Annotated in this window: 27 protein-coding genes; 22 read left to right on the forward strand and 5 right to left on the reverse strand. The window is 40.1% G+C overall.

What is annotated here, in order from left to right; all coding sequences use genetic code 11:
- From ACEQZT_RS02200 to ACEQZT_RS02210, 3 genes are read left to right on the forward strand one after another with little or no spacing between them, the layout of a single operon-like run.
- A complete protein-coding gene (locus ACEQZT_RS02200; protein ID WP_370086789.1) occupies positions 1–612 on the forward strand; it encodes a tetratricopeptide repeat protein in 612 nt (203 codons plus the stop codon).
- Complete coding sequence (locus tag ACEQZT_RS02205) at positions 609–977, forward strand: hypothetical protein (RefSeq protein WP_370086791.1); 369 nt, start codon at positions 609–611, stop codon at positions 975–977. The genes ACEQZT_RS02200 and ACEQZT_RS02205 overlap by 4 nt, the downstream gene beginning before the upstream one ends.
- Before the next feature lie 57 nt (positions 978–1034).
- Complete coding sequence (locus ACEQZT_RS02210; RefSeq protein ID WP_370086793.1) at positions 1035–1727, forward strand: TIGR04283 family arsenosugar biosynthesis glycosyltransferase; 693 nt, start codon at positions 1035–1037, stop codon at positions 1725–1727.
- Here the strand turns inward: ACEQZT_RS02210 and ACEQZT_RS02215 are convergent.
- A complete protein-coding gene (locus ACEQZT_RS02215) occupies positions 1711–2373 on the reverse strand; it encodes an alpha/beta fold hydrolase (protein WP_370086795.1) in 663 nt (220 codons plus the stop codon). The two genes, ACEQZT_RS02210 and ACEQZT_RS02215, sit on opposite strands and share 17 nt — an antisense overlap.
- A 16-nt stretch (positions 2374–2389) precedes the next feature.
- On the opposite strand from ACEQZT_RS02215, the gene ACEQZT_RS02220 reads away from it, so the two are divergent.
- From ACEQZT_RS02220 to ACEQZT_RS02230, 3 genes are read left to right on the forward strand one after another with little or no spacing between them, the layout of a single operon-like run.
- Positions 2390–3121: an MBL fold metallo-hydrolase gene (locus tag ACEQZT_RS02220; protein ID WP_370086797.1), complete on the forward strand. Its 732-nt coding sequence runs from the start codon at positions 2390–2392 to the stop codon at positions 3119–3121.
- Positions 3118–3480 (forward strand): VanZ family protein, encoded by a 363-nt coding sequence (locus tag ACEQZT_RS02225; RefSeq protein ID WP_370086799.1) that lies wholly within the window; start codon positions 3118–3120, stop codon positions 3478–3480. The genes ACEQZT_RS02220 and ACEQZT_RS02225 overlap by 4 nt, the downstream gene beginning before the upstream one ends.
- Entirely contained in the window at positions 3473–4066 is a 594-nt protein-coding gene (locus ACEQZT_RS02230; protein ID WP_370086800.1) for a pseudouridine synthase, read from the forward strand. Before ACEQZT_RS02225 ends, ACEQZT_RS02230 begins: the two co-directional genes overlap by 8 nt.
- Here ACEQZT_RS02230 and ACEQZT_RS02235 read toward each other — a convergent pair.
- From ACEQZT_RS02235 to ACEQZT_RS02250, 4 genes are all read right to left on the reverse strand, one after another.
- A complete protein-coding gene (locus tag ACEQZT_RS02235) occupies positions 4052–4432 on the reverse strand; it encodes a DoxX family protein (protein WP_370086802.1) in 381 nt (126 codons plus the stop codon). The two genes, ACEQZT_RS02230 and ACEQZT_RS02235, sit on opposite strands and share 15 nt — an antisense overlap.
- A gap of 5 nt (positions 4433–4437) precedes the next feature.
- Positions 4438–7620, reverse strand: a complete 3183-nt coding sequence (locus ACEQZT_RS02240; protein WP_370086804.1) for an ATP-binding cassette domain-containing protein — start codon at positions 7618–7620, stop codon at positions 4438–4440.
- A gap of 71 nt (positions 7621–7691) precedes the next feature.
- A complete protein-coding gene (locus ACEQZT_RS02245) occupies positions 7692–8507 on the reverse strand; it encodes a hypothetical protein (protein ID WP_370086806.1) in 816 nt (271 codons plus the stop codon).
- An 83-nt stretch (positions 8508–8590) separates the two neighbouring features.
- Positions 8591–9016 (reverse strand): DUF2061 domain-containing protein, encoded by a 426-nt coding sequence (locus ACEQZT_RS02250; RefSeq protein ID WP_370086808.1) that lies wholly within the window; start codon positions 9014–9016, stop codon positions 8591–8593.
- Positions 9017–9235: 219 nt separating this feature from the next.
- Here ACEQZT_RS02250 and ACEQZT_RS02255 point away from each other — a divergent pair, with 219 nt between their 5' ends.
- From ACEQZT_RS02255 to ACEQZT_RS02330, 16 genes are all read left to right on the forward strand, one after another.
- Positions 9236–10888, forward strand: coding sequence for a DEAD/DEAH box helicase (locus ACEQZT_RS02255; protein ID WP_370086810.1), 1653 nt, complete (start codon positions 9236–9238; stop codon positions 10886–10888).
- 54 nt (positions 10889–10942) lie between these two features.
- Positions 10943–11158, forward strand: a complete 216-nt coding sequence (locus tag ACEQZT_RS02260; protein ID WP_370086812.1) for a cold-shock protein — start codon at positions 10943–10945, stop codon at positions 11156–11158.
- Positions 11159–11249: 91 nt separating this feature from the next.
- A complete protein-coding gene (locus tag ACEQZT_RS02265; RefSeq protein ID WP_370086813.1) occupies positions 11250–11837 on the forward strand; it encodes a chemotaxis protein CheW in 588 nt (195 codons plus the stop codon).
- A 24-nt stretch (positions 11838–11861) separates the two neighbouring features.
- Complete coding sequence (locus ACEQZT_RS02270) at positions 11862–14393, forward strand: methyl-accepting chemotaxis protein (protein ID WP_370086815.1); 2532 nt, start codon at positions 11862–11864, stop codon at positions 14391–14393.
- Positions 14393–15139: a ParA family protein gene (locus ACEQZT_RS02275; protein WP_370086817.1), complete on the forward strand. Its 747-nt coding sequence runs from the start codon at positions 14393–14395 to the stop codon at positions 15137–15139. The genes ACEQZT_RS02270 and ACEQZT_RS02275 overlap by 1 nt, the downstream gene beginning before the upstream one ends.
- Positions 15140–15144: 5 nt before the next feature.
- Positions 15145–15816, forward strand: a complete 672-nt coding sequence (locus ACEQZT_RS02280; protein ID WP_370086819.1) for a chemotaxis protein CheW — start codon at positions 15145–15147, stop codon at positions 15814–15816.
- A complete protein-coding gene (cheB, locus tag ACEQZT_RS02285) occupies positions 15817–16851 on the forward strand; it encodes a chemotaxis-specific protein-glutamate methyltransferase CheB (RefSeq protein ID WP_370086821.1) in 1035 nt (344 codons plus the stop codon). It begins immediately after the preceding gene.
- The gene (locus tag ACEQZT_RS02290; RefSeq protein WP_370086823.1) at positions 16852–18561 is read left to right on the forward strand and encodes a chemotaxis protein CheA; all 1710 of its coding nucleotides are present in this window, start codon (positions 16852–16854) and stop codon (positions 18559–18561) included.
- 20 nt (positions 18562–18581) lie between these two features.
- Positions 18582–19400: a protein-glutamate O-methyltransferase CheR gene (locus ACEQZT_RS02295; protein ID WP_370087135.1), complete on the forward strand. Its 819-nt coding sequence runs from the start codon at positions 18582–18584 to the stop codon at positions 19398–19400.
- Between the two features lie 6 nt (positions 19401–19406).
- A complete protein-coding gene (locus ACEQZT_RS02300) occupies positions 19407–19769 on the forward strand; it encodes a response regulator (RefSeq protein ID WP_370086825.1) in 363 nt (120 codons plus the stop codon).
- A gap of 81 nt (positions 19770–19850) precedes the next feature.
- Positions 19851–20447 carry a hypothetical protein gene (locus ACEQZT_RS02305; protein ID WP_370086827.1) on the forward strand — a complete coding sequence of 199 codons (597 nt, stop codon included), beginning with the start codon at positions 19851–19853 and terminating at the stop codon, positions 20445–20447.
- Between the two features lie 70 nt (positions 20448–20517).
- On the forward strand, positions 20518–20880 hold the full coding sequence (locus tag ACEQZT_RS02310) for a response regulator (RefSeq protein WP_370086829.1): 363 nt from the start codon (positions 20518–20520) through the stop codon (positions 20878–20880).
- 16 nt (positions 20881–20896) lie between these two features.
- Entirely contained in the window at positions 20897–23497 is a 2601-nt protein-coding gene (locus ACEQZT_RS02315; RefSeq protein ID WP_370086830.1) for a nitrate- and nitrite sensing domain-containing protein, read from the forward strand.
- A complete protein-coding gene (locus tag ACEQZT_RS02320) occupies positions 23494–23868 on the forward strand; it encodes a response regulator (protein WP_370086832.1) in 375 nt (124 codons plus the stop codon). Before ACEQZT_RS02315 ends, ACEQZT_RS02320 begins: the two co-directional genes overlap by 4 nt.
- Positions 23858–24325: a chemotaxis protein CheX gene (locus tag ACEQZT_RS02325; RefSeq protein WP_370086834.1), complete on the forward strand. Its 468-nt coding sequence runs from the start codon at positions 23858–23860 to the stop codon at positions 24323–24325. Before ACEQZT_RS02320 ends, ACEQZT_RS02325 begins: the two co-directional genes overlap by 11 nt.
- 5 nt (positions 24326–24330) lie before the next feature.
- Positions 24331–25134 (forward strand): PP2C family protein-serine/threonine phosphatase, encoded by an 804-nt coding sequence (locus ACEQZT_RS02330; protein WP_370086836.1) that lies wholly within the window; start codon positions 24331–24333, stop codon positions 25132–25134.
- Positions 25135–25167: the final 33 nt, after the last annotated feature.

The following is a 25167-nucleotide window of genomic DNA, read 5'->3' on the forward strand; positions in this document are numbered from 1 at the left end:
ATGACTAAGGTTGTTCAGTTTCCGGTTAGCCCTCCTGAAAAACTCGGCCCTAAGAAGGTTCGCAGGAGAAGAAAGCCTAATCCGGAAGACTATGGGCAACTCAACATCTTTGATCAGCTGCCTGATAAAACACCGGTTGTTTCTCTACCAAAAGCCGGATCATTTTTCGAAGAAGCCTTACAACTGGATGAAGACGGAAATGCAGATGCGGAAAAGTATTATTTACTCGCCATTGAAAATGACCAGTCAATTGAGGATGCCTATTGCAATTTGGGCATTTTAAAATCAAGCCAGGGAGATTTGAGCAAAGCGATTGACTATCTGACTCAATGTTTAAAGAAGAATCCCCGACATTTTGAAGCGCATTACAACCTTGGAAATGTGTATTCTGACTTGGGCAATTTAGAGCTCGCCAAGGTTCATTATGAACTGTCTACCCAGATAGAACCTGAATATCCTAACGGTTATTATAACCTTGGTTTGGTATTGATTTCATTAAAAAAATATAAAGATGCCATCCAGAGCATCAACAAATTCGTTGAACTAGCTCCGAGCACGGAGCATCAGGTAGCGAATGAACTCATCAAAACACTAAACTCCATAGCCAAATGACCAAAGACAAGCACCCTGTACTAAGCGAGCATTTTGATCGACTAAAAGAGTTGATGCCCGACGTTTATGCCAAGCATTTTCGTGAAGAGCGTGAGACTAAGAATCAAAAGCTATTTCGAATGCTAAAACACTCTCTGGGTGTCATTGAGGCAGTTTATCTTCAAAATTCTGATAACTTCTCTTTTTCTAAAGCAGAGGAGTACAGCAAGATCATAGAGGAGCTAAAAGAGCTGGGTTATAGTTATTCAGGACAACCAGAACTCTTGGGAATGGCTGCTAAGTTTATGATTATGAAGGCCAAGAAACCAATGAAAAAGGCCAAGGGTTCTAGTCGTAAAGAGGATCAGGATCGCAAGGCGATGTGATTTGTGGTTTGAAAAGCCAGCTCATCATTTTTTTCGTATATAGCTGAAAATCCGGCGGTGTTTATCAGTATCATCATACCTACCCTCAACGAAGAAAATTACACTGGTGCTTTACTTGAGTTTTTGTCTACTCATCCTGAGAAGGATCGATTTGAAGTGATCGTAGTGGATGGAGGAAGTAATGATGCGACGGTTGAAAAAGTAAGTGAGCATAGCTGCAAACTCATTGTCACATCTATTCAATCCCGGGCTCACCAAATGAATGCTGGCGCCAGTGCGGCAAATGGTGAAGTTCTCTACTTTGTCCATGCGGATACAAAGCTGTTACCCAGCTTTGTTGATGACATTCAAGAGGCAATAAATCAAGGGGTTATGAGCGGTTGCTATCGCTTTAAGTTCGATGCTCCCAGGAATCCACTTCTCCATGTTAATGGGTTTTTTACCCGCTTCCCTTTTATGTGGTGTAGAGGTGGAGACCAGACTTTATTCATTAACAATTTTGATTTTGAAAAGATTGGTGGATTTGATGAGCGATTTGTGATCATGGAAGATTATGACCTGCTGGAGAGAATACAAGCTCAAGGCATTTCATTTAAGGTCATACCCAAAAGTGTGAAGGTCTCTGCCAGGAAATACAATCGGAACTCTTACATGAAGGTTCAACTCACCAACCTTCAGGCCATGAAGATGTATAAACGAAGGATAGATCCGGCTGTAATCAAAGAGTATTACCTTAATTCTCTAGATTAACTTTTATCCATTCTGCTGTTTTTGTTGCCAGCATGTTCAAAACATCATCCTTGCTTAGTCCGCTTTTCTTTGGCACATTAAATGAGTGGTCTGCATCTTCAAATACTTCCATTTTAGCCTCCTTAAGATCGGCAACAACTTCTTGCATCAACGCTAAGTTGGCCAGTTTGTCTTTTGATCCTTGCAGGAAAAGTTGAGGTATCTCAATACTGCTCAGATGGTCAGCCCGATCTTTAGAATCTTTGCCGGGTGCATGCAGAGGGAAGCCAAAGTAGATTAAGCCCCTAACTTCTGATGGTCTCTCATCAGCCACAAGGTGGGAAGCCATACGGCCACCATAGGATTTGCCTGATAGATAGATTTTGGAGTTCTTATACTTGGAAGAAATGTGTTCCACAACCAATTTCCACGTTTCAATGTTTGTTTTTGGTGAGCCTGGGGATTTTCTTCCCTGCTCCATGTATGGAAAATTGAATCGAACCGCGGTTATGCCAAGATCGCAGATCTTCTTGGCCAGGTTATTCATAAATGGATGGTGCATGCCTGCCCCTGCACCATGTGCTAAAATGATAATGGTGTCAGCACCTTTATTTTCATCAATTTCAAGGGTTATTTTTCCCAGTTTTTCATTTAAGAATAGCTCCATTGGGTAAATTTAGCGAATGGAATTAACTGTACTTGGTTGTGGAGATGCATTTGGAAATGCGGGGAGAAACAACACGTCATTTCTGTTATCAGAGGGGGCTGAACATGTTTTGTTAGATTGTGGTGCCACCACGCTTGTACGGCTCAAGCATTTCAGAATCGATCTGAATCAGATTTCAACCATAATTATTTCTCACTTCCACGGAGATCATTACGGTGGACTTCCTTTTTTTCTAATCAGCAGTATGTTTGAATCTCCTCGTAAAGCCCCTTTAACCATCATTGGGCCTAAGGGAGTTGGTAAGAGGGTTCATGAACTGCAAGAGGCTATGTACGCAGATACAGCCGGAAGAATGGAAGATCTGGATTTGACATTTCTGGAATATGAGCAGGGGACTCCTTTGAAGGTAGGAGATAAGACTATAGAGGCATGGGAGGTGGATCATAGTCCATCATCCATTCCGCATGCTATTCGATTAACTTGGAAAGGTAAGTATGTTGCTTTCTCGGGTGATACGTCCTGGTCTGATAATCTCACCTCGCTTGCAAAGGGGACCGATTTGTTTATCTGTGAGTGCAACTTCCTCAATCAGGTAAGTTTTGGTCATTTAAGTTATCAGGAGCTTCTGAAGAAATGCGAGATGTTTGAGACTAAACAACTGTGGCTTACTCATATGGCAGAAGAGGTTATTAATGAAAAGAATTTCGTTTTCAATAGGTTGGAGGACGGCCTCAAAATCAAGATATGAAAAGAGATCTAATTTGGTTTGTGCCGGCAGTATGTGTGGCTCTTGGGATCTTTTTGCTCTCCACTTTTTTGGCCTTTCCCGTCCAGATTGAAGAGGTAAGTTATTTTGATAAAATAGAGCATTGCTTTGCTTATTTGGTACTTATCCTAAGCTTTTTGATTGCATTTAAAAAGACAAATCGACTGACCAATGGTATGTCAATAAAGCTTTTGCTAATAAGTTCTTTGTACGGATTTGGGCTGGAGTTCACACAATATGTTTTTTTCCCTAATCGCTTTTTTGAATGGGTAGATGCTATTGCGAACGTGCTTGGTGCGGTGCTTGGTTTTTTGGTTTTCAAATTGTTTGATCGTGGCTAGAAAGAACCTCTATTTTATTATTCATAAGCCTTTTAAGGTTCTGAGTCAGTTTACGAATGAGGGTGATAATATTGGATTGAAAGAAGTATTTCCTGATTTACCCAAGGATGTCTATCCGGTAGGTAGGTTGGATTTGGATAGTGAAGGACTACTGATTTTAACTAATGATAAGTCGCTGAATAACAAACTTCTAAATCCTAATCACGGACATTCTAGAACCTATTGGATAGAGGTTGATGGTTCTCCGGATGCTGCTTCACTTGATCAACTAAGAAAGGGTGTTGAGATCAAAGTCAATGGTAAAGCTCATCGAACAAAACCCGCCAAAGTTGAAGTGATCAGGCCAAATATTGGAGAAAGGATTCCACCCGTTAATTACCTAAAGCATCCAAATAGAACCTGGCTGCAAATAAGCCTTACGGAAGGTAAAAACAGGCAGGTAAGGCGGATGACGGCTAAAGTGGGCCACCCTACTTTGCGGCTCATTCGGATAGCCATAGAAGGATTGTCGCTAGAGCCACTAAAATCAGGAGAGATAACCCAGATCAGCGAAAAAGTGATTTATAAAAAACTAAACCTTCTTTAGCTTCCAATCGAGCGAGTATCTACCACTATTCAGTAGAAATATTGCAGCAAAACCAACAAAGTAAATAAGAGGTAACTCTTGCCTTCTGAATGGGTCATCGCCATGAACAATTAGCGCCGCTACAAGCATTGTAATTGCAGGAGGAATGGTAGAAAGTCTGGTTTTGAATCCGAGGATGAGAAGGATAGGACATACAAACTCACCAACGACCGCAAGAAAAAGGCTTGGTCCCTCACCAATGCCTATGGGGTCTGCAAATGAAAAATTTCCGGAAATAAGTTTATTAAACTTCCCCCATCCATGTGTTAGCATCAAAGCACTTAGGCTAACGCGTAAGAGGAGAGAAGCAAGGTTTGAATATAACATTGAATCTATTTTGTTTTCTTGATTTTCAGGGCTCTTCTATATACCCTAGGTGAGCTTATTACGATTAAAAATGTATCCCATAGACGAATCCATGCATTGGGTCTGCTTTCATCTTTACTTCTCGATTCGAAGAATTTGATGATCTTCTTGAGTGTATTATCCAGCAGTGCCAGGTAAAGTATTACGGACATAAACCAGATGAAAGCGATGTTGAAATAGAAGGTAGGAATTTCCCAATCTCCCAACACTTTTATAGGAGCGTAAAATTGGGCTCTTCCAATCTTTGAATAGGGGCGCATGAAAATAGGATCTTTCTTCTGGATGAGTTGATCTTCACCTCTATAAACCATGTCCAGGTGAGCACGATTCATCAGCAGGTCAGCCAAGAACTCATTGTGATACCTTTTCTCCATCTCTACAAATCCTTCTCTCCCCAATTCATCAACCAGTTCTTTATATAGCTTATCTCGAGATTCCTGTGCTTTTAGGTAATTTTCTGCAAAATGCTCTCTTGCATATAGAAGGTAATTGTGCAGACGATCCGATATTGACTCACTAAAATAGTCAGGGGACAGTTGTTCAGTATATGGGAACGTTCTTAACCCATGAATGACAGATAAATTAGTCACCTCGTTTTTAAGAATTTTAAACAACCTTTCTTGTCTATCCCAATTAGTACTATCTCGCAATACTTCTTTATTTATGCTGATAAGCTCAGGCACCATAAATGATCTGTAAACTGAATTCTTACTGATCTCTTTGTTTACTTCGAAAAAATGCTTTTCATAATCGTTGTACCTGAACTGAGCCACTGCAAGTGCTTCATAGGCCCATCTGGAGGCCATCATATCACCCACAACCGGAACATTTTTTTGATTATTCAATGAGTGATGAAGCTCATCAAACTTAATCATAGCACCTCCGAGTAGAAGCTGTGGAACCAAGATGAATGGAATAAGAATGTAGATGTTGATGACAGAGTTGAGTGCGGATGATATGTTTAGGCCAATCATATTAGCAAAGCAGGAAACCGTAAAAAGTACTGCCCAATAGTACAGGGTCATTCCATGTATCTCCAGGATGTAATTACCTATAAGCACAAACGATAGGGTCTGTATCCCTGACAATACGAACAGGTAAACAACCTTTGAGTTGATATAGCTAAATCGTGATAGATTTAGGAATGATTCACGCTCAAGAATTTGTCGATCTTTGTATATCTCCTGCGCACTGACAGTCAGTCCCATAAAGAGGGAGACCACAATTGACATGAACAAGTATACGGGCAGATTTATATTCTCCGAAAAGGCATAGACTTTTTCTGGTGAGTACTTAGAGAAGTATCCCAGGATAAAAGCGAGTAAAGGGGCTTCAAGCAGGTTTATCAGTACGTACTGCCTGTTTGAAATCTTGGATAGAAGGTTTCTGTGACTAAATATTTTAAACTGATTCCAGCCGTCAGGAATTCGGAAGTTGGAAGGGGGAAGGACTGAATCGTACTTTAGCCGCACCAATTTTGGGAGAATATTCTCCTTGTATTTTGAGTACCAAACGGATGGATTTACTCTTCTTTTTTTGGTAGATCTTCCCCTTTCATCAATTTCTCTTGCCTCAATAATCTGAAGCACTTGCTCTGGAATTACATTTCCACATCGTGGACATTCGCTTTCCGCGGCATTCACCTGTGTATTCATCGTTTTGAAGTAAACCACGGAATCAATTGGATTCCCATTGTAAATGGGGTAGCCGCCTTTATCTAAAATCCATAGTCTATCAAACAGTTTGAATATTTCTGAAGAAGGCTGGTGAATAATGGCCACTACTAACTTTCCTTTGCGTGTCAAGTCCTTCAGAAGCTGCATCATTTTCTCAGAATCCATGGAAGAAAGCCCGGAAGTCGGTTCATCCACAAAGAGCACGGAAGGCTCTCTCATCAACTCTAGTGCTATGTTGAGTCGCTTTCTTTGCCCGCCTGATATGGTCTTGTTTAGCGGATCACCTACCTTCAAATCTTTGATGTCTTCAAGGTCTAGATCCTCCAATACCTTGAGAACTGTACGTTCAATGAGTTCCTCAGAAAAATCACTAAAACACGTCTTTGCGTTGAAATAGAGGTTTTGATAAACAGTTAATTCCTCAAATAAAAGGTCATCTTGAGGCACATAACCGATTACCCCTTCAGTAGATGCTTGTTCCAGTGAGAATCCATTGATGTGAAGTCTTCCACTATCCAGGTGTAATTTCCCATTCAAGATATTCATTAGTGTGGTTTTCCCCGTACCACTACCTCCCATAATGCCTACAAGTCGCCCTGAATCTTCCGAAAACGAAAATGGTTTTAATCCATTGCTACTATTTCTGAACTTAAACTCTACATTCTCTCCAGCCAGAACTACTCGTGTACTGGTTTGATCCTGAATGAACTGCTTGGTGATTTCAGACTCATAGATGGATGAAATGTTTGGACCCTTGATTATAGATCCCGGTCTTAGAATGTAAGATTTTGCTGGGATAATCTTTAATCCTTCCAGGTAAAGGTTCAAGGGGCCATCATATCTGAAGACGAATGTTTCCACACTCTTCAGGTAGAGGACTGTGATCTTTCCAAAAAGATTTTGAACAAATAAATGTCTTGGCTGATTTTCCGTTTTCTTCTTGCGAATGATCCAGGCCATCTCTTCCGGCCATTCGGTTTGTTTGTTGTCTATATAAAGGATTCGATTTTTATCAATTTCCTTTTCATCTGGTTTCAGAATAAAGTTTTTGAGATTGACAACATCATCCTGATCCAGGTTGAAGTTAAGGGCAACTAGTGCTGCGAATTCTTCCTCTTTTGGAGTGATCTTCTCATCTGCACGGATCAGTTCCATCAATTGCATGAAAACAATTAGTCGTTCGGATCTCAGTAATTCCTTATTGAGCTGGTTACAGATTTTGGCTATTTGAAGGATGCTGGTGCTATCAATTGTAATTCCCTCGCTATCTCGCGCTGTAGGCTGATCTTTATAAAAGTTGAGGTAATCGTAAAACAGCTTGATGTACTCAGCTGTTAGCGTTTCGTTGTTGAGGTTTTTTTGCAGATATGGCCGAATGACCAATTCACCGGAATCAACTACATCGGTATCTTCTTTAGCGCTCTCTATAATGGCAAAGAGGTGTACCAGTGCATTGATTATGGATTCGGTCATTAGCTATGCAATAAATATAAAAAAAGCCTCAACTTGGGGTCGAGGCTCTAAAAATATAATTTCAATAATGATTATCCAACGATGTGATCTCTCATCTCTTTCACATTGTTAGCAATATCAGTGAATTGTCCTTCAGTCATCTCCGTTCCTTCACCCAGCTGATCATACGTAAGGCTGATAAACCTGAGATTTGGAAGAACTTTACTTACATCTTCGTCATCCTGATGTGCTTCCATCAACTCAACCAACTTCACTACTTGTGACTTTTGATTAGCTAAAACGGCCATTAGCTCACCTTTGTTTTCACTCATTTTTACAAGCTCACACGTAATATGTAGTCCTTCGATCACACTTCCGGCGATTACAAGGATTGATGTTTTTTCTTCACCATTCTGGTTAAGGTAGTTGTAAGTGTCATAGAATGACTCAGTTACAATGAAAATAAGAGAGTCAATGTTATCCATGTTATTCTCAATTCGCTGAGCCATGGAAGAATTGAAAGCAGAAGTGATGTTTAGATCATCAATCAGCTTCTTTGAAACATCTAGGAAATCAATAGTTTCCTGTGTTTTGTCAAAAGTCGCAGCATAGCTAAGGTCAGCACCATAGACACCAAGGTTTGCAGCTTTTTGCCAAGTAGCGACATACTGATCTGCTTTGGTAGGATCGTTTACTATATCCTGAGAGTATGAAGTGTTTGCATTGCTTAGCATTTGAGATACTTCGAATGCCGTAGGAAGTGGGTAGGTAAACTCTTTTTCTACAAAATCTTCGATCTCCTCTTTTTTCTCTGCGGTTGATTCTTCAGAAGTGCCTTTGCCACCTCCACATGAGATTAGGAAGAATGCTGATACGAAAAGTGATAGATGTATAAAATTCTTTTTCATGAGATTGGTTTGTTTATCGTCAATTCAAATTCAAGATTAATCTTTTAATTACTTTGTTCAAAACACTTGTTACGTGTATTTCCCTATTTTGGATTATTTAGACCAAATTTTGACATATACCAAGCTCTTTCATGTAGATAATAAAAAAGCATTTTTAACACACTTTCCACAAGAGCTATTCCTGTGGCCTTTTCCATTGCATTCGGATCTTCTCTGAATATGAAGAAGGCAATTCCGAATGTAGTAAGAGACGCAATCACCCTCCATGTGATGGTCTTTAATAAGTGCCGAACGGTGCTTTTTAATTTAGTGACATAATTAAACCAAATCCTTTCATGGTAATAATAAGTCACCATCTTAATAGTTGTCTCGATGAAAGCTACCCATGATGCTTTTGAAGTTGCTTCCGGATCCTCACGAAAGAAAATCATTGTTAATACGAATGTGGTACCTGTGGCAACTATTCTCCAAGTAATGGTTTTTGCTATATGCCTTTTCCGACTGTCCATTTGTTTCGGTTAATGCGGCGACAAAAATACCATTGCATATTTACCTGCGACAACAAATACACAAAAACATTATTTTTCAATTATTCGATGAGATAATCAAATGATTGCATTAAGAATCTATTTGCTTCTCGTAGCTTTGCAGTTCATTTTAAAACATGCTCTTTGAATAATTTCCAAAACTTAGGACTTTCAGAATCTATAGTTAAAGTCCTGGACCAAATGGGGTTTACAACTCCAACCCCTGTACAAGAAAAAGCAATTCCTTTACTACTAACTGAAAATCCAACAGACTTTATTGGTCTGGCTCAGACCGGAACTGGTAAAACAGCCGCTTTCGGATTGCCATTAATTGATCTGCTTGATACAAGCAATAATGCCACTCAAGCACTCATAATGGCTCCTACACGTGAATTAGGTCAGCAAACAGCCAAGCAGCTGAATGACTTTGCCAAAAGCAAACCTCAATTGAATGTTGAGGTGGTCTATGGTGGTGCAGCAATTGTAAATCAGATAAAGGCACTTAAAAGACCAACTCAAATTGTAGTTGCAACACCCGGTAGGCTACTCGATTTGATGAAGCGTAAAGCTATCAAACTTGATCAGGTCAAATATGTAATTCTTGATGAAGCTGATGAGATGCTTAACATGGGCTTTCAGGAACCCATTGATGAAATTCTGTCTCACACCCCAGAAAATAGAGTTACATGGCTTTTTTCTGCAACAATGCCTCCAGAGATAAGGCGTATCGTGAAGAACTATATGTCGCAACCTAAGGAGGTTTCTATTAATTCTTCAGAAAAAAGCAATAAAGACATATCTCATAAGTATGTGATTACCAAGGTCAAAAACAAGATACCAGCTTTGAAGCGTTTTATGGATAAACAGCCTGAGATGCGCGGTATTATGTTTTGTCGTACAAAGAGGGAGACCCAGGAAATTGCAGACGAACTAAGCAATCTAGGATACGGCGTAGAGGCTCTTCACGGTGATTTGTCACAGTCTCAACGAGACGCAGTGATGAAAAGGTTTAAAACCAGATCTATGCAATTATTGGTAGCAACCGATGTAGCGGCGAGAGGTATAGATGTGAACGACCTAACACATGTTATGCATCATACTTTGCCTGATCAATTGGAAAGTTATACTCACCGCAGCGGAAGAACAGGCAGAGCAGGAAACAAGGGAGTTTCTCTAGCATTTATAAATCCTCGTGAATCACGAAAAATCAGTGATCTGGAAAGAAAGATCAATGTGAAATTTGAGCAAATAGAAGTGCCTAGCATTGATGATATGCAATCCTCCAGGATCAAGAACTGGGCTAACCAACTGCTCTCAGTAGAACTTAAAAGCGAAGCTGATGCGCTGTATGAGGAAGTTAAATCCGAATTTGATTCGCTTACCAAAGATGATATTTTAAAGAAACTGATCAGTACTCAACTCGAAACGGTTTCAAAAAATGGTGGTGAAGATGCTAACCTGAATGAAACTAAAGGTGGATCACCCGAAAACAGCGATAGTGGACAGTTCAGAAAGTATTTTATTAACATAGGATCGGTTGATGGTTTTATCAAGGGTGATATGGTTCATTTGTTGGCTGATCTGTCAGGAATAGATAAAAAGTATTTCGGGACTATTCGTGTACTAAAAAATCGATCATATTTTGAGATAGACAAGAATTATGATCAGGGATTGAGTAAAAAATTCGAAGGCGTAGAGTTTGAGGGACGAAATGTCAGAGTACATCCTGATAATGAACCCAGAAATGACCGAAGAAGTCAAGGAGATCATTTTGGCAGAAAACCTAAATTCAAAAAACAAGGATCCGGAAGGAGACAGGATGGAAGAAAACCACCAAAGAGAAGAAGAAGATAGTCGAATCTTTTTAACTTCGAAATCTTAGCTAATTTTTAATTTTTAACACTTTATATGTCAAATTCACAAAACAAATTCATCAAAAATCAAAAGGAGAAGAGAAAGCAGCAGAAGAAAAAGGAGAAGGAAGAGCGCAAAAAAGAGCGTCAGGAGAATAACGCGAAAGGGGGCGATCTGTCCGATATGATTGCCTACGTTGATGAATTTGGAAATATCGTGGATGAAAAACCGGAAGAAGTTTCAGATAAAAAGAAACCGGGTAAAAATTAGATCAATCTGAGCATTTTGACTAATGGCTATTAGGTAAAAGTCATCTGAATTCATTTTATTAGATCACTCATTTTTGAGTAAATATCAGGTGATGGCATTAGGCGAAAATCTTACAAAAAAATCAAGCGATCAAAAATCTGAGAAGGTTGAGGGAAAACCGACCGAAACGGAGCATCTGAAAACAACTGCTTTGGAGGATGTAGATTCTGAGGATGAGGGCTTTGTGACTCTTGAGCAGTTTTGCGTTTTTAGAGCCGGTAAGGAAGAGTATGCGCTACCCATTCATATGGTTAAGGAAGTAGTAAAGCTTCCTCCTATGGCCTATGTGCCTCAAATGCCCGATTACCTGACAGGGATGGTCAATGTACGCGGGAGTATCTATGGAATCCTAGACCTCACCACATTTTTCAAAGGGACTGATAATCAGGTCAATGAAGAGTACAAATATCTACTGGTTATTGATCACGAAGAGTATAAGATGGGTATTCTGATAACAGATGTGCCAGATACTGTTTCCATCCCGGTCGATTCAATTGAAAAGCTAACATCCTCCACGATAAAATCTGTAAAAGGGCGAAAATACCTGCAAGGAATTATCAAAAAGGATAAAAGAATGATCATTCTCTTTGATATATTAGAAATGATTTCGAGTCCCAAGTTCACTGAAGTTATGGTTTGAGGCCATTGATAAAAACCAAAAAAGATGCTTAAAAACTTTACAATAAGAAGAAAAATGATGCTGTTCATCCTTGGATTGACAGTCATCATCTATGTCATAACCCTTGGTTATATAAGTTTCAATCTAAGAGATAATGCAATAAGCGAGGCTAAAAAACTTGCTGATGCATATGCTAGTGAGAAGGCCAACGAAATTAAAGTCATCATCGATGAAGATCTGGCCGTAGCAAGAGTGCTTGCTAACGCTGTGGTGGAATATACTCTTTTACCGGACGAAACTAGAAACCGGCTAAGAAGAAATCTGTGTGATAACGTCCTTAGAGACTATCCAAAATATGATGCAGTATGGATGAGCTGGCAGTATAAGTTTATCAACAATGACTGGGAGCATGATTATGGACGAGAGCGCTTTAATTCTTATTGGGATGGTGATCAAATAAAATCATCTACGGAACTAGCAGAGTTAGATGGCAGGCCTGGTAGTAGTACATATGAGTTGTTTAAAAACTCTTCAATACCTGATCATGAAATCCTTACCGAACCATATTGGTACTTAGACTATGATTATTCTTCTGAAAGTAGAGATTCTCTGCTTGGAATATCTCCAGCGGTAAAATTTGAAATTAATGGTGAATTTGCTGGCTTGATAGGCACTGACATGTCTGTAGATGATTTCCAAAGCATCGCAGACGTTGATTTTTATAAGAATGGCTATGCCATGCTTCTCTCAAACAAAGGGATAATCACAGCTCACAAAAACAAAGCCCTATTCAATAAACCGATGGATTCACTGAGCGTAATCAAGAATAGCTCGATTGATGTCGCTTCCAAGATCTCAAATGGTGAGTCATTTGCATATACAGTATTCGATAATGATTTAGGTGAAGAGGTGTATATATCCTTCGCCTCCATAGAAGTAGGCAGGTCAAATTTACCTTGGTCAGCAGCTATCGTGGTACCCACATCGGAGATAAAAGCAGCATTTAATGCTACCTTCAGACTAACCCTAATTATTGGTATTGTTGGGCTAGTACTACTTACTTACACCATTTGGAAGCTGGCCAATAGAATTACCGATTCTCTTGACCAATCAAACACACTCTTGAAAAACCTGGCAAAAGGAGTATTGGACAACTCAATGGTTATTAAAAATATTTCTAAGGACGAACTTGGAGAAATAGCACAATCGGTGAATGTTCTTTTGGAAGAATTAAGAAAGAAGGCAGATTTCTCAAGAAAAATCGGTGAAGGAGACTTGAATGCGGATTTTGAAATAGCAGGTGAAAATGATGTGCTTGGTGCTTCATTGATCATGATGAGGAATAACCTTCGCACTGTAATCGATGAAACAAATGAAGTTGTACGTCATGCAGAAGGCGAGGGGGATCTTTCGTCCCGAATGAATCCTTCTGATAAGATGGGTGCGTGGAAAGAGCTGAGCGAATCAATCAATAACTTACTTGGATCTGTATCCAAACCATTCGTTGTTTTGAATGAGATGGCCAATAGAATGGCAGAGGGTGACCTTACTGTTCGATACACGGAAGAGGCTAAAGGAGATATTTTAAATCTGGCAGAAAACTTAAATAAGGCCTTGACCAACCTTGATGAGTTGCTAGATGGAATTGTGAAGAACGCTAATATCATTGGAGATTCATCTATGGAAATGCTATCGGCGAGTGAAGAGATGAACACCAATACAGGTGAGATTGCGTCAGCCATTGCTGAGATGAGTAGTGGCGCTCAAAATCAGGTATCTAAAGTGGATGAATCATCCAACCTGGTAGAAAATATTCAGCGTGCAGCTACGGTCATGAGCAATCAGGCTGAGGAAATCAATGCTGCAGCTCATAACGTTTCCGAAAGCTCAGAAAAAGGACTCAAGATGGTCAATAAGGTCGGATTCAGCATGAAGGACATTAAAGCCTTTGCAAATGATACCGATAAGTCCATCCAGGTATTGACCGAAAGATCTAAGGAAATCACACGAGTTCTTGGAATCATTACAGACATTGCATCGCAAACCAATCTTCTCGCTCTTAATGCTGCTATTGAGGCCGCACAAGCTGGTGATGCGGGAAGGGGTTTTGCAGTGGTGGCAGAAGAAATCAGAAAACTGGCTGAAGACTCACGAAGCTCAGCAAGAGAGATTGAGAAGCTGATCACAGATGTTCAGAACGATACAGCAGCTGCTGCTAAAGTGATTGAGGTCATGAACGAAAGCATCCTTGGTGGAGAAACGGCATCCAATGATGCGTCCGAAGCATTCAGGGAAATTGCTTCGTCATCTAATCAAAACCTTGAAATATCTAAACAAATCCTGGATGCTACCAAAGAGCAAATGGATAGCATCAAAAACGTGGTGACCATTACCGAAGGTATTGTAGTAATTGCAGAAGAAACAGCCGCGGGAACCGAGCAGGTAGCTAGCTCAGCCACAGAACTTTCTGCGGGAATGGAAAGCTACACCCAACGATCTGAGGAAGTGACTGAAATAGCTCGTATGCTGAAAGAGAAAGTAGGCATGTTTAAGTTGACAAAGAAAGGTGATGAATAATGGTGGTTTATTCCATTATAAATCAGAAGGGAGGGACAGGTAAGACGACAACCGCAATTAACCTGGGCAGTGCGCTGAAGCGCAGAGCAAAGGACGTATTGTTGATTGATCTTGATTCTCAAGGAAACCTAAGCTACTCATTAGGGATCAACGAATTTGATAAATCCATGGCCGATGCACTAATTGGTGAGTGCTCTATAAGTGATACGCTTCAAACCAGCGGAGGCCTACAAGTGGCGCCATCTGATAATCAACTAGCGGATGCGGAGCTCTCACTTGCCAGAAGTGAAGGACAGGAGCATGCTTTGTCCAACCTTATGAAAGAGATTTCTGGTTTTGACTATGTGCTGATTGATTGCCCACCATCTTTATCCATGCTCACATTAAATGCTCTTCTGGCATCCGATAAAGTTATTATACCCATGCAAATGGAGGTGTTGAGCTTACAGGGACTGGACCAGATTGTTCATACAATTCATAAGGTTCAAAATTCCCTTTCCAAGAAACTGAAGATCGAGGGGGTTTTGCCCGTGATGGTAGATCAAAGGAGGAAGTTGAGTCAGGAAATTAAGGACTATATACTCGAGAATTATGAGTTGAAAATTTTCAATTCTTTGATCCGAAACAATGTCAAAGCGTCTGAAGCACCCTCATTCGGCAAGAGTGTTATTGACTATAAACCCACCTCCAACAGTGCGGTTGACTACATGCGATTTGCTGACGAAATACTAGAACTAAACGCATAGAAGAGATGGCACTGGGCAAAAACTTAAAGAAGCAGCAACTCATCTCAAGCGAAAAGAAGGAGGTAAAAGCAACCAAGAAAAAGGTTGAAAAGAAGAAGTTGATAAAAGCTAAGCCCAAGAAACGTACTACCAAGCAAGACTTAATTAATTACATAAGCGAGAAAGAGCTTGAGCGAAAAAAGAATCTTCGAGAGAGGTATAAACGAGAGATAGCAGCGTTCTCTGATCAGCAGATGCAGCTTGTCGTGTTCAAAATCGAAAAGGAAGAGTTTGCTATTGACATTTCAAAAGTAAAGGAGATAGTTGTTGTCCCTGAGTTTTCAGAAGCTCCGGACTCTTCACCACATGTCAAGGGAATAGCTTCGGTTCGAGGAAAGACATTGGTTGCCATTGATCTGGCACTCAAAATGAAAAAACCAGAAACAAAAGCCCAGTTTCTTCTGACTATCAACTCCGAACAGCCTATTGGAATACTGCTTGAAAATCTGCCTGTGACGCTCAAGGTCTCAGGAAATAGCATTTCCAGCGACTTGTCCATGCTGGATCAAACCTCCAGGGACATAACCTATATAAAGGGTCTTGTGAAGCTTGAAAAACGAATCATTTTTTACCTCGATATAAGAGAGCTTGTCGAGAGTGACAATGCTATTGTTGTACCTGATGAGTTTATCAAATAGATGGGGAGCAAAATCAAAATATTAGTTGTCGATGATTCCGCATTTATGCGGTTGCTGATTACTGATTTGCTTTCTGATGACAATCAGCTTGAAGTGGTAGGTACGGCAATAAATGGGCTTGAAGCTACCGAGCAGGTGATGGAATTGAAACCGGATATAGTGCTACTCGATCTCAACATGGCAGAGTATGACGGATTATATGCCGTCAAGTCGATCATGAAAAAGCAGCCTACTCCAATCTTGATTTTAAGTTCAGTAGGCAATACAGATCTTCAGCCGGTATTCGAAGCGTTAAAACACGGTGCGGTTGATTACATCAATAAGCCGGATCGTAACAAATCCAAAATGAGAGAGCTTCAAACGGAGCTAATTCAAAAAATTAAAAGCACTTCGAGAGCCAAACCTAAAAAGATTTCCAGCTCATCACTGACAACCAAAATTGTCAACAGAAAAAGGAAACGTAATGTCGACTTTGACTTGATTGCCATAGGGGCATCAACCGGGGGACCTACGGCTATAGAACGTGTAATATGCTCTTTACCTGCAGACTTCAACATTCCAATCATTGTTTGTCAGCACATGCCGTCTGTTTTTATCCCACAATTTGTTCAGCGTCTGGGTTCTCTTACCGAGCTTGAAGTGAGATCAGCAGTGCAGGGGGAGTCGCCACAACCCGGTGTAGTATTGTTTTGTCCGGGTCATGCTAATTTGATTTTAGTAAAAGATGAAGGCACGGTCAAGGTTGATTTTACAGATGAGGTGTATCCCGAATACAACAACCCTTCCATAAATGCCATGATGCTGAGTGCGGCTGGCATTTTCAAAAGTAAAATGGTGGGGGTGCTTCTGACAGGGATGGGCAAAGATGGAGTGAAAGGAATGAAGGCCATCCATGATGCTGGAGGGCGTACAGTAGCTCAGAATAAGGAAAGTAGTGTGATCTATGGAATGCCGAAAGCAGCCTCAGAGGCAGGTGCCGTAGAGTCTGTTTTGGATATAAAAGACATTGGTAACTATTTAGTTAATGACCTCTAAATGAAGTCGAAGGAAGAAGAATATCGACAATTATTTCTTACTGAAGCTCTCGAGAATTTCGAAGAGCTAAATCGGTTGTTTGTTGATCTGGAAAAGGATCACACAAATAAAAAGGTAATTGCCAATATCTTCAGAATAGTGCATACACTGAAGGGAAATGCCATGGGTATGGGGTATGATAAGATTGCAGACCTCACACACACGGTAGAAGATGTGTTTGGAGCTATTAAAAGTGGTGAGATATCTCCCGATAAAGACCTGGTGGACAGCCTTTTTAGGGCTAATGATAAGATTGGAGGATTGATTAATGCTATTACTACCGACCAAAGGGTGAGTTACCTAGGCATTAAGACTAAGCTTGCAGTTTACCTCAAAAATGCCAGAGAAGAAGGCGATGGAGAAGGAAGTCCACAAGAACAGCCTCCAGCGGAGACGGAGACTAAGTCTGAAGAGGTTGTAGAGGAAGAATCTGGAACTGAAATCAAGTTTGCAGATGTCATCCAGATACCTGTACGGAAAATGGATGAGCTACTGAATATGGTCGGAGAACTGGTGATCGAACGAGATAGGTTGATATCATTGTTTGGTGCGGAAGGCAAAAGCACCTTGGAGTTTGAAAGGCTTAAAAGAATCTCATCAAATCTTCACTATGGCATTATGAATGTCCGCATGGTGCAGATGGGATTCCTTTTCAATAAATTTCACCGTGTGCTTAGAGATGCCGCTTCTACCGAGAATAAAAAGGTTGAACTGGTATTGAAAGGTACGGAGGTAGAGATTGACCGGAATATTCTGAAGATTATAAGCGATTCATTGGTTCACTTAGTGAGGAATGCTGTCGGTCACGGTATCGAAAGCGCTGAGGAGCGAAAAGACTCAGGCAAGGATGCCACAGCAAAAGTTACTCTTGCAGCTAAGCTGGAAAAAGATAATGTGGTCCTCACCATTTCAGATGATGGTAAAGGAATAGATACCGCAAAAATTAAGGAAAAGATTGTTCGCCAAAAGATGGTAACAGAAGAAGTGGCCAATAGTCTTGCGGACAAAGAAATCATAAGATACATTTTCGAACCTGGCTTTTCCAGCGCAGATAAAGTGACAGAAATATCAGGTCGCGGGGTAGGTATGGATGTTGTGAAAAAAGCCGTAGAATCTATCGGCGGACAGGTTCTGGTTGATACTGTCCTGGGTCAGGGTACATCTATTCACCTTCTTTTGCCATCTTCTTTGGCACTAAAAGGCGCACTACTGTTTGAGGTGGAAAATCAGGATTATGCCATTCCTCTCACATACATTGACTCAGTAACCTACCTGAAAAAAGATGAGTTGCATCAGGTTGCCGATAGCTTGATGATCGATTACAATGATCAATCCATCCCGGTAATATTTTTGAAAAGCCTTCTGGCTATAAAAAATTTGTCGGACATCAATCAGCGATTTCTGGCCAATGACAACCTGGAAAATATTAGTGATTCTGATCAATTGAACGTTATCGTTACTACGCATTCAGGTAGATTGTTGGGTATAGTAGTCGATCGTTTGAATCGGCAAAAAGAAATTATAGAAAAGAAGCTACCTAAACCACTGGATAGTAGTAAATTATTGAGTGGATCAACCATACTAGGATCTGGAAATGTGTGCCCTGTATTAGATGTGGCATCCATTATGGATATTCTATTTCAGTCAGCAACTAAATCCATACAGACATAGCAACAATATCAACCGATACCATCAGTGATGAAGAGCTAACAGCTTTAATGCAGGCGATAAACAATCGTTATGGTCTGGATTTCACTAATTATGAACGGACCTCACTAAAACGAGGTATCATCCGTTTGATGCTCAAGCACAACATGGAGTCAATCATTGAGCTTTGGTCGGTGGTGCTGAAGGATAATGAGTTTTTTCTAAATGCCATAGATGATTTATTGGTTAACCTGACTGAGCTATTTAGAAATCCTGATGTGTGGATAAAGCTTAGAGATATTGTCATTCCGGAAATCGAGAATAAGTCATTGAAGATATGGCATGCTGGATGCTCGACTGGTGAAGAGGTTTACACCATGAATATTGTGCTGGAAACACTAGGCTTATTGAATCGGTCAAAACTAATGGCAACCGATCTGAGTACCAAGGCCTTAAACTCCGCCAAGAAGGGCGACTATTCGCTAATTACGCTAAAACAATATCTGGTCCCATTTCTTAAGTTTTTTCCAAATCGAGATATGGAAGATTACTTTGATTTTCATGATAAGCATGCCACTATCAAATCAAAGTACAAAACCAATGTGACGTTCAAGAAGCACAATCTGGTCATGGATCAGATGGAGGAAAAATTCGATATCATTTTTTGCAGAAATGTTATGATCTACTTTGATGATGCCTTAAAGCAACGGGTATTAGACCTTTTGCACGGCTGTCTCAAAGATGAGGGATATCTGGTCATCGGCTATTACGATATCATGCCTGATTATGGCAAGACCAAATTTGGAATCTATGATGTAAAGACCAGAATATATAAGAAACTGCCAGCAGGCACTAAACAATGATTGCTTATGCGAGTATTAATTGTAGATGATTCAACTTATATCCGCACAACACTTCGTACATTGTTGACAGAGAATGGGTATGAAGTGGTTGGAGAGGCTAAAAATGGTGAAATGGCTATAGACCTTGCTATAGAGCTAAAACCAGATGTTATCACTTTGGACAACATTTTGCCAGACATGACAGGATTAGATGTGTTAAAAACGTTGAATAACGATGACTTCACTTCAAAGGTGATAATGATTAGCGCGGTGGGACAGCAGTCGGCTGTAGTGGATGCCATGACAAATGGAGCCAAACATTATCTCGTAAAGCCATTTGATAATGATGAGTTAATCGGTATTTTAAAGCAACTCGATGAAGAAAGTTAAATGTTCGCCTAAAACATTTATCAGATTGAGAATAAAGGACTATTTTGACCAAAAAACAGTGCAACCATATTTGAGAAGTATATGATTGAAGATTTGAATGATAGTGAGATGAAAATAGCCACCAAATTGATATTTGATGGCTTGTCCATGGCCAAAGCGTCTATGGAGCAGATTCTTCAAAGCCCTATAAGTATTGAGAAGATTGACTATGTAAATGCAGAGTTGGATACAGAGCGATTTGGTGGCCCTAATCAGGACGTGCATTTGATCAAAACAGAGCTTATGGGGGAGCTAAAAGGCACCAGCCACCTGATTTTCTCAGAGAAAGAAGTAGCCAAACTATACGAAGCATGCTTGCCAGAGAAAGTTGTGAAGGATGACTCGAAAGAAAGCATGATTATGAAGATGGGCTTTCTTACTGAAATTGACAATATGGTGTCAGCGGCTGTGATTACAGAATTTTCTAATTTTTTGGATGTAGAAATATATGGCAATGTGCCATCTTTGAAAGTATTAAAAGCAACTGAACTAAATGAATTTATCGTTAACGAATCCAGCGAATTTGAATCTATTATTCATTTTAAGGCAGTTTTTCATGGAAAAGAGCTAGATATTTGTCCGGATTTTATCTGGGTGTTCCACAACAAGTTTGTGGACAAAATCAAGAATCTGGTTTAGTTACTCATTATCACCCTAATCAAGTTTGCAAAAGGCATAAATAAGTGATAAAACAGTAATAAAAAGTAAAATGAGCAAGACAGTTTTGATAGTTGATGATTCGATCTATATGAGATCGTTGATCAAATCAGCATTGGAAGGTGCAGGTTTTGAAGTTGTAGGCGAAGCACAGAATGGCGAAAGCGCCATAGATTTAGCTGTGCAATTGCAGCCAGACTTAATTACACTTGACAATATCCTTCCGGACATGATGGGATTTGAGATTCTTAAAGTTTTGAAAGATGAAGAAGTACCGTCGAAAGTTATTATGGTAAGCGCTGTAGGGCAGCAGACAGTTGTAAATAAAGGACTTTCGCTTGGCGCTTCAGAATATATTGTTAAACCATTTACCGAAGAGGACTTACTCAAGGTAGTAGACAAAGTACTCGCATAAGCATTATGCAGTTTTCATGATAAAACGTTTAACCAATCTACCTATACGCCAAAAGTTTGCGGTGATCATTATACCGCTTATCGTTATCATTTTGGCATTTGATTACCTTCAGGTGAGGTATCATTATCTGGACTATTCCGATAGTGTAAGGCTCAATAAAGCCATCACTGTTGGTATAGAAATTAATCATGTTGTACACGAGATTCAGAAGGAAAGAAGTATTTCTTCAGGATTTCTGGCTAATGAAGGTGAAAGTTTTGGCATCAAATTAAGTCAGCAGCGTGATCGGACTGACAGCACAATTCAGAAGTATTACTCTGAGATTGCGAGCGAGGAGTTAGCTGAGCTGCGTGATCTTCACCGTACAGATTTGGATGAGCTGAATGCCTTTTTTGACAGACTCTCCGCCTTAAGAAAAAGTATCGATCAGCATCGCATTTCATCAGAAGAGTCAATCAATCGCTTTTCTGAGATAAATGATGCAGCACTAAACACTGTCATTAAGCTCATAGATGAGACCCGAGATAAGGAAATAGCGCAGCAGATTCATGCTATCATCTACTTTTTGAAATCGAAGGAGTATGCAAGTATCGAACGTGCCATTGGTACTCAGGTATTTTCTCATAGCCACATTGGTTTTGATCTCTACAACCAGTTTACCACGCTTGTTGCCCGCCAAAACTCTTACCTGGATGCATTTAAAATCATCACAAACGAAGAGTCCAGTGTTTATTACAATCAAATTGTAAGAGGGACTGAGATAGAAGAAGTGGAGAGAATGAGAGAGGTCATTTTTGAGAATGATACACTTTCCGAAGATCCAAGCGCATGGTATGATGCAAGCACTTTTAAGATTAACTCTTTAAAAAGGGTGGAGGACTACATGTCTGATAAGATTCAAGCGAAGACAGAAGTAATAGCTCAGCGCTCTGTTCGTAACTTTTGGACATTCCTGATTCTTGATATTACCATTGGAGCCATTGCCTTATGGCTGATGACCACACTGGTTACCAACCTACTAAAGAATGTTTCTATACTTGAAGCTTACACGCGTAGGATCTCAGCTGGAGACCTCACTAAGAAGGTAGTAATCCCTACAAAAGACGAATTAGGACAGTATGCGAACACCTTTAATAAAATGGTGTTGGAGATAAGAAAGTCTCAATTTGAACTTAGAAAACAACGCGATAAGGCCAAGTTTCTCTACAAGAACATTTACGGCGTTTCTCTTGTGGTTTTTGAAAACATACAACAAGGTATTTTCTTGCTAGATAAGGAATTCAAGATCTCAAAATTCCATTCAAAAGCGATGAAAGAGATATTCAGCAATGATCATATTGCTGGAGAGAATTTTGCCAATTTCATGCGACCCCTGATCCTCCCAAGAGAGCTTGAAGCCTTAGAAATGTTCATGAGACACCTCTTCAATGAGGATATGGATGAAGATGTGGTAAATCAACTCAATCCTATTGACCAGGTGAAGATTCATACCGAGCAAAACGGAATTGTTGCTACAAAGTATATCCGAGTTGAGTTCACCCGTATTTTCCGTAAGGATAAGATTCAAAACATCATGGTGACTGTTTCGGATGAAACGGAATCGATCCTATTGCAACAGCACCTGAGCGAAGCAGAGAAGAAGAAGCAGCAAGAAACAGAAAGAGTATTAAGCATTCTGAAGATCGATCCATCAATTTTGAGAGGATTCCTGCACAACTCGAGAAAAACGCTTAAAAGTATTTCAGAGAAGTATGAGAAGAACGAAGGTGATGAATATTCAGAACTGCTGAGCTTTACTTTCGATATCATTCACAACTTAAAGGGGAATGCTGTTGTTATCGGTATGGAGCTGATGGCCAACAAGTTTCATGAGATAGAAGAGGCTATTACAGCTCTGCAGTCCAAGGAGGTGAGAGGAAAGGATTTCCTTGCGATACTCTATGAAGTAGATGAGGCTGATCGAATGATTGCAGAGATTGCAGAAATGCTTTATAAGATTATCAATATCTACAAGAAATTCCCTGCAGAGGGTGATTCAGTATCCAATATCATGGTGATTGATTCACTAGAGAGAGGTGCAGAGTTGATAGCTAAGGAACTTGGAAAATCAGTTAACCTGACTTTTGATGCTATTGACAATGTTGTTCTCCCTGAGGCTTATATCGAGCCGTTTAAGGACATGATGATCCAATTGGTGAGAAACTCTATTGTGCATGGTATTGAGGCTCCAAGTGTTAGAATGAACGAAGGGAAGGTGATCATGGGTGAAATCCTGATTGAACTTTCAAAATCAGATAATGAAATGTTCATAAGATATAAGGACGATGGACGTGGTGTTGATTTAGAGCGTATTAAAAGGCAAGCGCTGGATCATGGTCTGGTTACAGATACGGATTTGAAGAAAATGGAAGAGCGCGAGATCGTGGATCTAATATTCCACGAAGGATTTTCTACAGCCGATAAGTCTGATGCTCATGCAGGAAGAGGACAGGGCATGCATTTGGTGAAGTCAATCATCAACAAGAACAAAGGAGCCTATGAAATCACATCCGTTCCTCGCAAATCGTTTGAGATGATGATCAAATTACCAATCATTAACGTAGAGAAAGAGGGATGAAAAAGCGATTATTAATTGTTGATGATTCGTCAGTGATGCGCAGGACGATTGAAAAAAACCTGCAAAACTATGATCTGGAAATTATCGGTCAGGCAGCAAATGGTGTCGAGGCTGTTCAAATGGTGATGGATGAAAAACCGGATGTTGTGACCTTGGATATAACCATGCCGGAAATGGATGGGATTGCTTGTTTGGAGCAAATAATGAAGATCAACCCTGATACCAAGGTGATGATAATAACAGCGCTCGCTGATAAGCTTACAGGGCTTATTGCGCTTGATAAAGGAGCACGGGGTTTCATGTATAAACCGGTGAATGCTGAAGATCTCTCTCGCTCATTTGATAAATTATTGAAACGGGATGGAGAGTAGGAAAGAAGAATTTGAAGCGACCTGCAACTTGTTTATCAATTCGGTAAGCAATTATTTCAAGCATTTGACTGAAATCGACTCTGATATGAAGGTGCCATATTTGAAAGAGTCTGATGGGTTAGTTCTCAAAGATTTTACCGGAATGATAGGCATATCCGGAAGTAGGCAAGGTTTCGTATATATCTCAGCAAATCGTGAAATGTTTGCTGATTTGATAAACCTATTTATTGGAATTGAGGATCCTTCCGAGGAAGATATACTTGATATGGCAGGAGAGATATCGAATGTGGTGGCTGGAAATGTGAGAGCTAACCTTGGAGCTAATTTTATGATTTCTGTGCCTACTGTGTTTGAAGGAATGCCTGAAGAACTCCAGATTCCGGATAATGTAACCATGTATGTGATTCCAATCAAATGGAATAATCATGAGGCTTTTGTAGTATTAGGCTTAGATTGAAAGAGATGTCGGAAAGCAGCAAGGAGAAGAAGGTAAGCAATGAATCAAAGTGGATCATCAATTTTGATAAAATTGAAGATAGCACAAGGAGAAATTATTTCTCCGTGTTACCTCAGGAAAACAAGTTGATGGAATTCTTTTCTGAGGCGTTCGTCATCAACAAACCCAAGGGTAGAGTAGGCGGAGACGGATATTGGCTTCATAATCATGGTAACGATGTTTATTTGGCGTTGTTTACCTGTGTGGGAGAGGGGCACCTGGCCAGTATGATGATTCGGATCTATATGAATGCACTTAAGAAAATGGTGGATGGTTATTCCATTGATTTTCCCGGCTCCATTCTTCAGTTTCTTCACAGAGAAGTACAGGCAAGATTCAAAGACAAGAATAACATCCTGCTTAACACCAATGCAAATGTGGGAATTGTGAAGCTCAACACGCAGACAAAAGCAATGGAATTTGCGGGTGCAAATATGGATTTGCTGCAAGTGCACAGAAGAGGCATTCAGGTCATTAAAGGAGAGCAAAGTCAAGTAGGAGAGACCGGAGAACATCGACAAAGTTATACATCCATATCACTTGAAAATACTGAAGACTCTAGTTTTTACCTGTGCAGTACCGGGGTTTTTAATTTGATTGGAGGAGCAGAATACAAAAAACTTAAGGTGGAACAACTCGGTGAGTTCTTTAGGGAACGTAGGAAGACACCAATGACAGAGCAGCGCACAATTGCAGAAGAACATCTGGTTTCCTGGACGGGTGTCAACCGCCAAAACGATGACATCATGATCATCGGATTTAAGGCATAAGTATATAAGGGTTAGCTATAATTTGATTAGATT

It is taken from the genome of Ekhidna sp. (assembly GCF_964218185.1).
Taxonomy (GTDB): domain Bacteria; phylum Bacteroidota; class Bacteroidia; order Cytophagales; family Cyclobacteriaceae; genus Ekhidna.

Excerpts from the sequence above, each read along its gene's own strand:
- ACEQZT_RS02200 (WP_370086789.1), top strand. The coding sequence starts at position 1 with ATGACTAAGGTTGTTCAGTTTCCGGTTAGCCCTCCTGAAAAACTCGGC.
- ACEQZT_RS02205 (WP_370086791.1), top strand. The coding sequence starts at position 609 with ATGACCAAAGACAAGCACCCTGTACTAAGCGAGCATTTTGATCGACTA.
- ACEQZT_RS02215 (WP_370086795.1), bottom strand. The coding sequence starts at position 2,373 with ATGGAGCTATTCTTAAATGAAAAACTGGGAAAAATAACCCTTGAAATT.
- ACEQZT_RS02220 (WP_370086797.1), top strand. The coding sequence starts at position 2,390 with ATGGAATTAACTGTACTTGGTTGTGGAGATGCATTTGGAAATGCGGGG.
- ACEQZT_RS02225 (WP_370086799.1), top strand. The coding sequence starts at position 3,118 with ATGAAAAGAGATCTAATTTGGTTTGTGCCGGCAGTATGTGTGGCTCTT.
- ACEQZT_RS02235 (WP_370086802.1), bottom strand. The coding sequence starts at position 4,432 with ATGTTATATTCAAACCTTGCTTCTCTCCTCTTACGCGTTAGCCTAAGT.
- ACEQZT_RS02240 (WP_370086804.1), bottom strand. The coding sequence starts at position 7,620 with ATGACCGAATCCATAATCAATGCACTGGTACACCTCTTTGCCATTATA.
- ACEQZT_RS02245 (WP_370086806.1), bottom strand. The coding sequence starts at position 8,507 with ATGAAAAAGAATTTTATACATCTATCACTTTTCGTATCAGCATTCTTC.
- ACEQZT_RS02250 (WP_370086808.1), bottom strand. The coding sequence starts at position 9,016 with ATGGACAGTCGGAAAAGGCATATAGCAAAAACCATTACTTGGAGAATA.
- ACEQZT_RS02255 (WP_370086810.1), top strand. The coding sequence starts at position 9,236 with ATGGGGTTTACAACTCCAACCCCTGTACAAGAAAAAGCAATTCCTTTA.
- ACEQZT_RS02260 (WP_370086812.1), top strand. The coding sequence starts at position 10,943 with ATGTCAAATTCACAAAACAAATTCATCAAAAATCAAAAGGAGAAGAGA.
- ACEQZT_RS02265 (WP_370086813.1), top strand. The coding sequence starts at position 11,250 with ATGGCATTAGGCGAAAATCTTACAAAAAAATCAAGCGATCAAAAATCT.
- ACEQZT_RS02270 (WP_370086815.1), top strand. The coding sequence starts at position 11,862 with ATGCTTAAAAACTTTACAATAAGAAGAAAAATGATGCTGTTCATCCTT.
- ACEQZT_RS02275 (WP_370086817.1), top strand. The coding sequence starts at position 14,393 with ATGGTGGTTTATTCCATTATAAATCAGAAGGGAGGGACAGGTAAGACG.
- ACEQZT_RS02280 (WP_370086819.1), top strand. The coding sequence starts at position 15,145 with ATGGCACTGGGCAAAAACTTAAAGAAGCAGCAACTCATCTCAAGCGAA.
- cheB (WP_370086821.1), top strand. The coding sequence starts at position 15,817 with ATGGGGAGCAAAATCAAAATATTAGTTGTCGATGATTCCGCATTTATG.
- ACEQZT_RS02290 (WP_370086823.1), top strand. The coding sequence starts at position 16,852 with ATGAAGTCGAAGGAAGAAGAATATCGACAATTATTTCTTACTGAAGCT.
- ACEQZT_RS02300 (WP_370086825.1), top strand. The coding sequence starts at position 19,407 with ATGCGAGTATTAATTGTAGATGATTCAACTTATATCCGCACAACACTT.
- ACEQZT_RS02305 (WP_370086827.1), top strand. The coding sequence starts at position 19,851 with ATGATTGAAGATTTGAATGATAGTGAGATGAAAATAGCCACCAAATTG.
- ACEQZT_RS02310 (WP_370086829.1), top strand. The coding sequence starts at position 20,518 with ATGAGCAAGACAGTTTTGATAGTTGATGATTCGATCTATATGAGATCG.
- ACEQZT_RS02315 (WP_370086830.1), top strand. The coding sequence starts at position 20,897 with ATGATAAAACGTTTAACCAATCTACCTATACGCCAAAAGTTTGCGGTG.
- ACEQZT_RS02320 (WP_370086832.1), top strand. The coding sequence starts at position 23,494 with ATGAAAAAGCGATTATTAATTGTTGATGATTCGTCAGTGATGCGCAGG.
- ACEQZT_RS02325 (WP_370086834.1), top strand. The coding sequence starts at position 23,858 with ATGGAGAGTAGGAAAGAAGAATTTGAAGCGACCTGCAACTTGTTTATC.
- ACEQZT_RS02330 (WP_370086836.1), top strand. The coding sequence starts at position 24,331 with ATGTCGGAAAGCAGCAAGGAGAAGAAGGTAAGCAATGAATCAAAGTGG.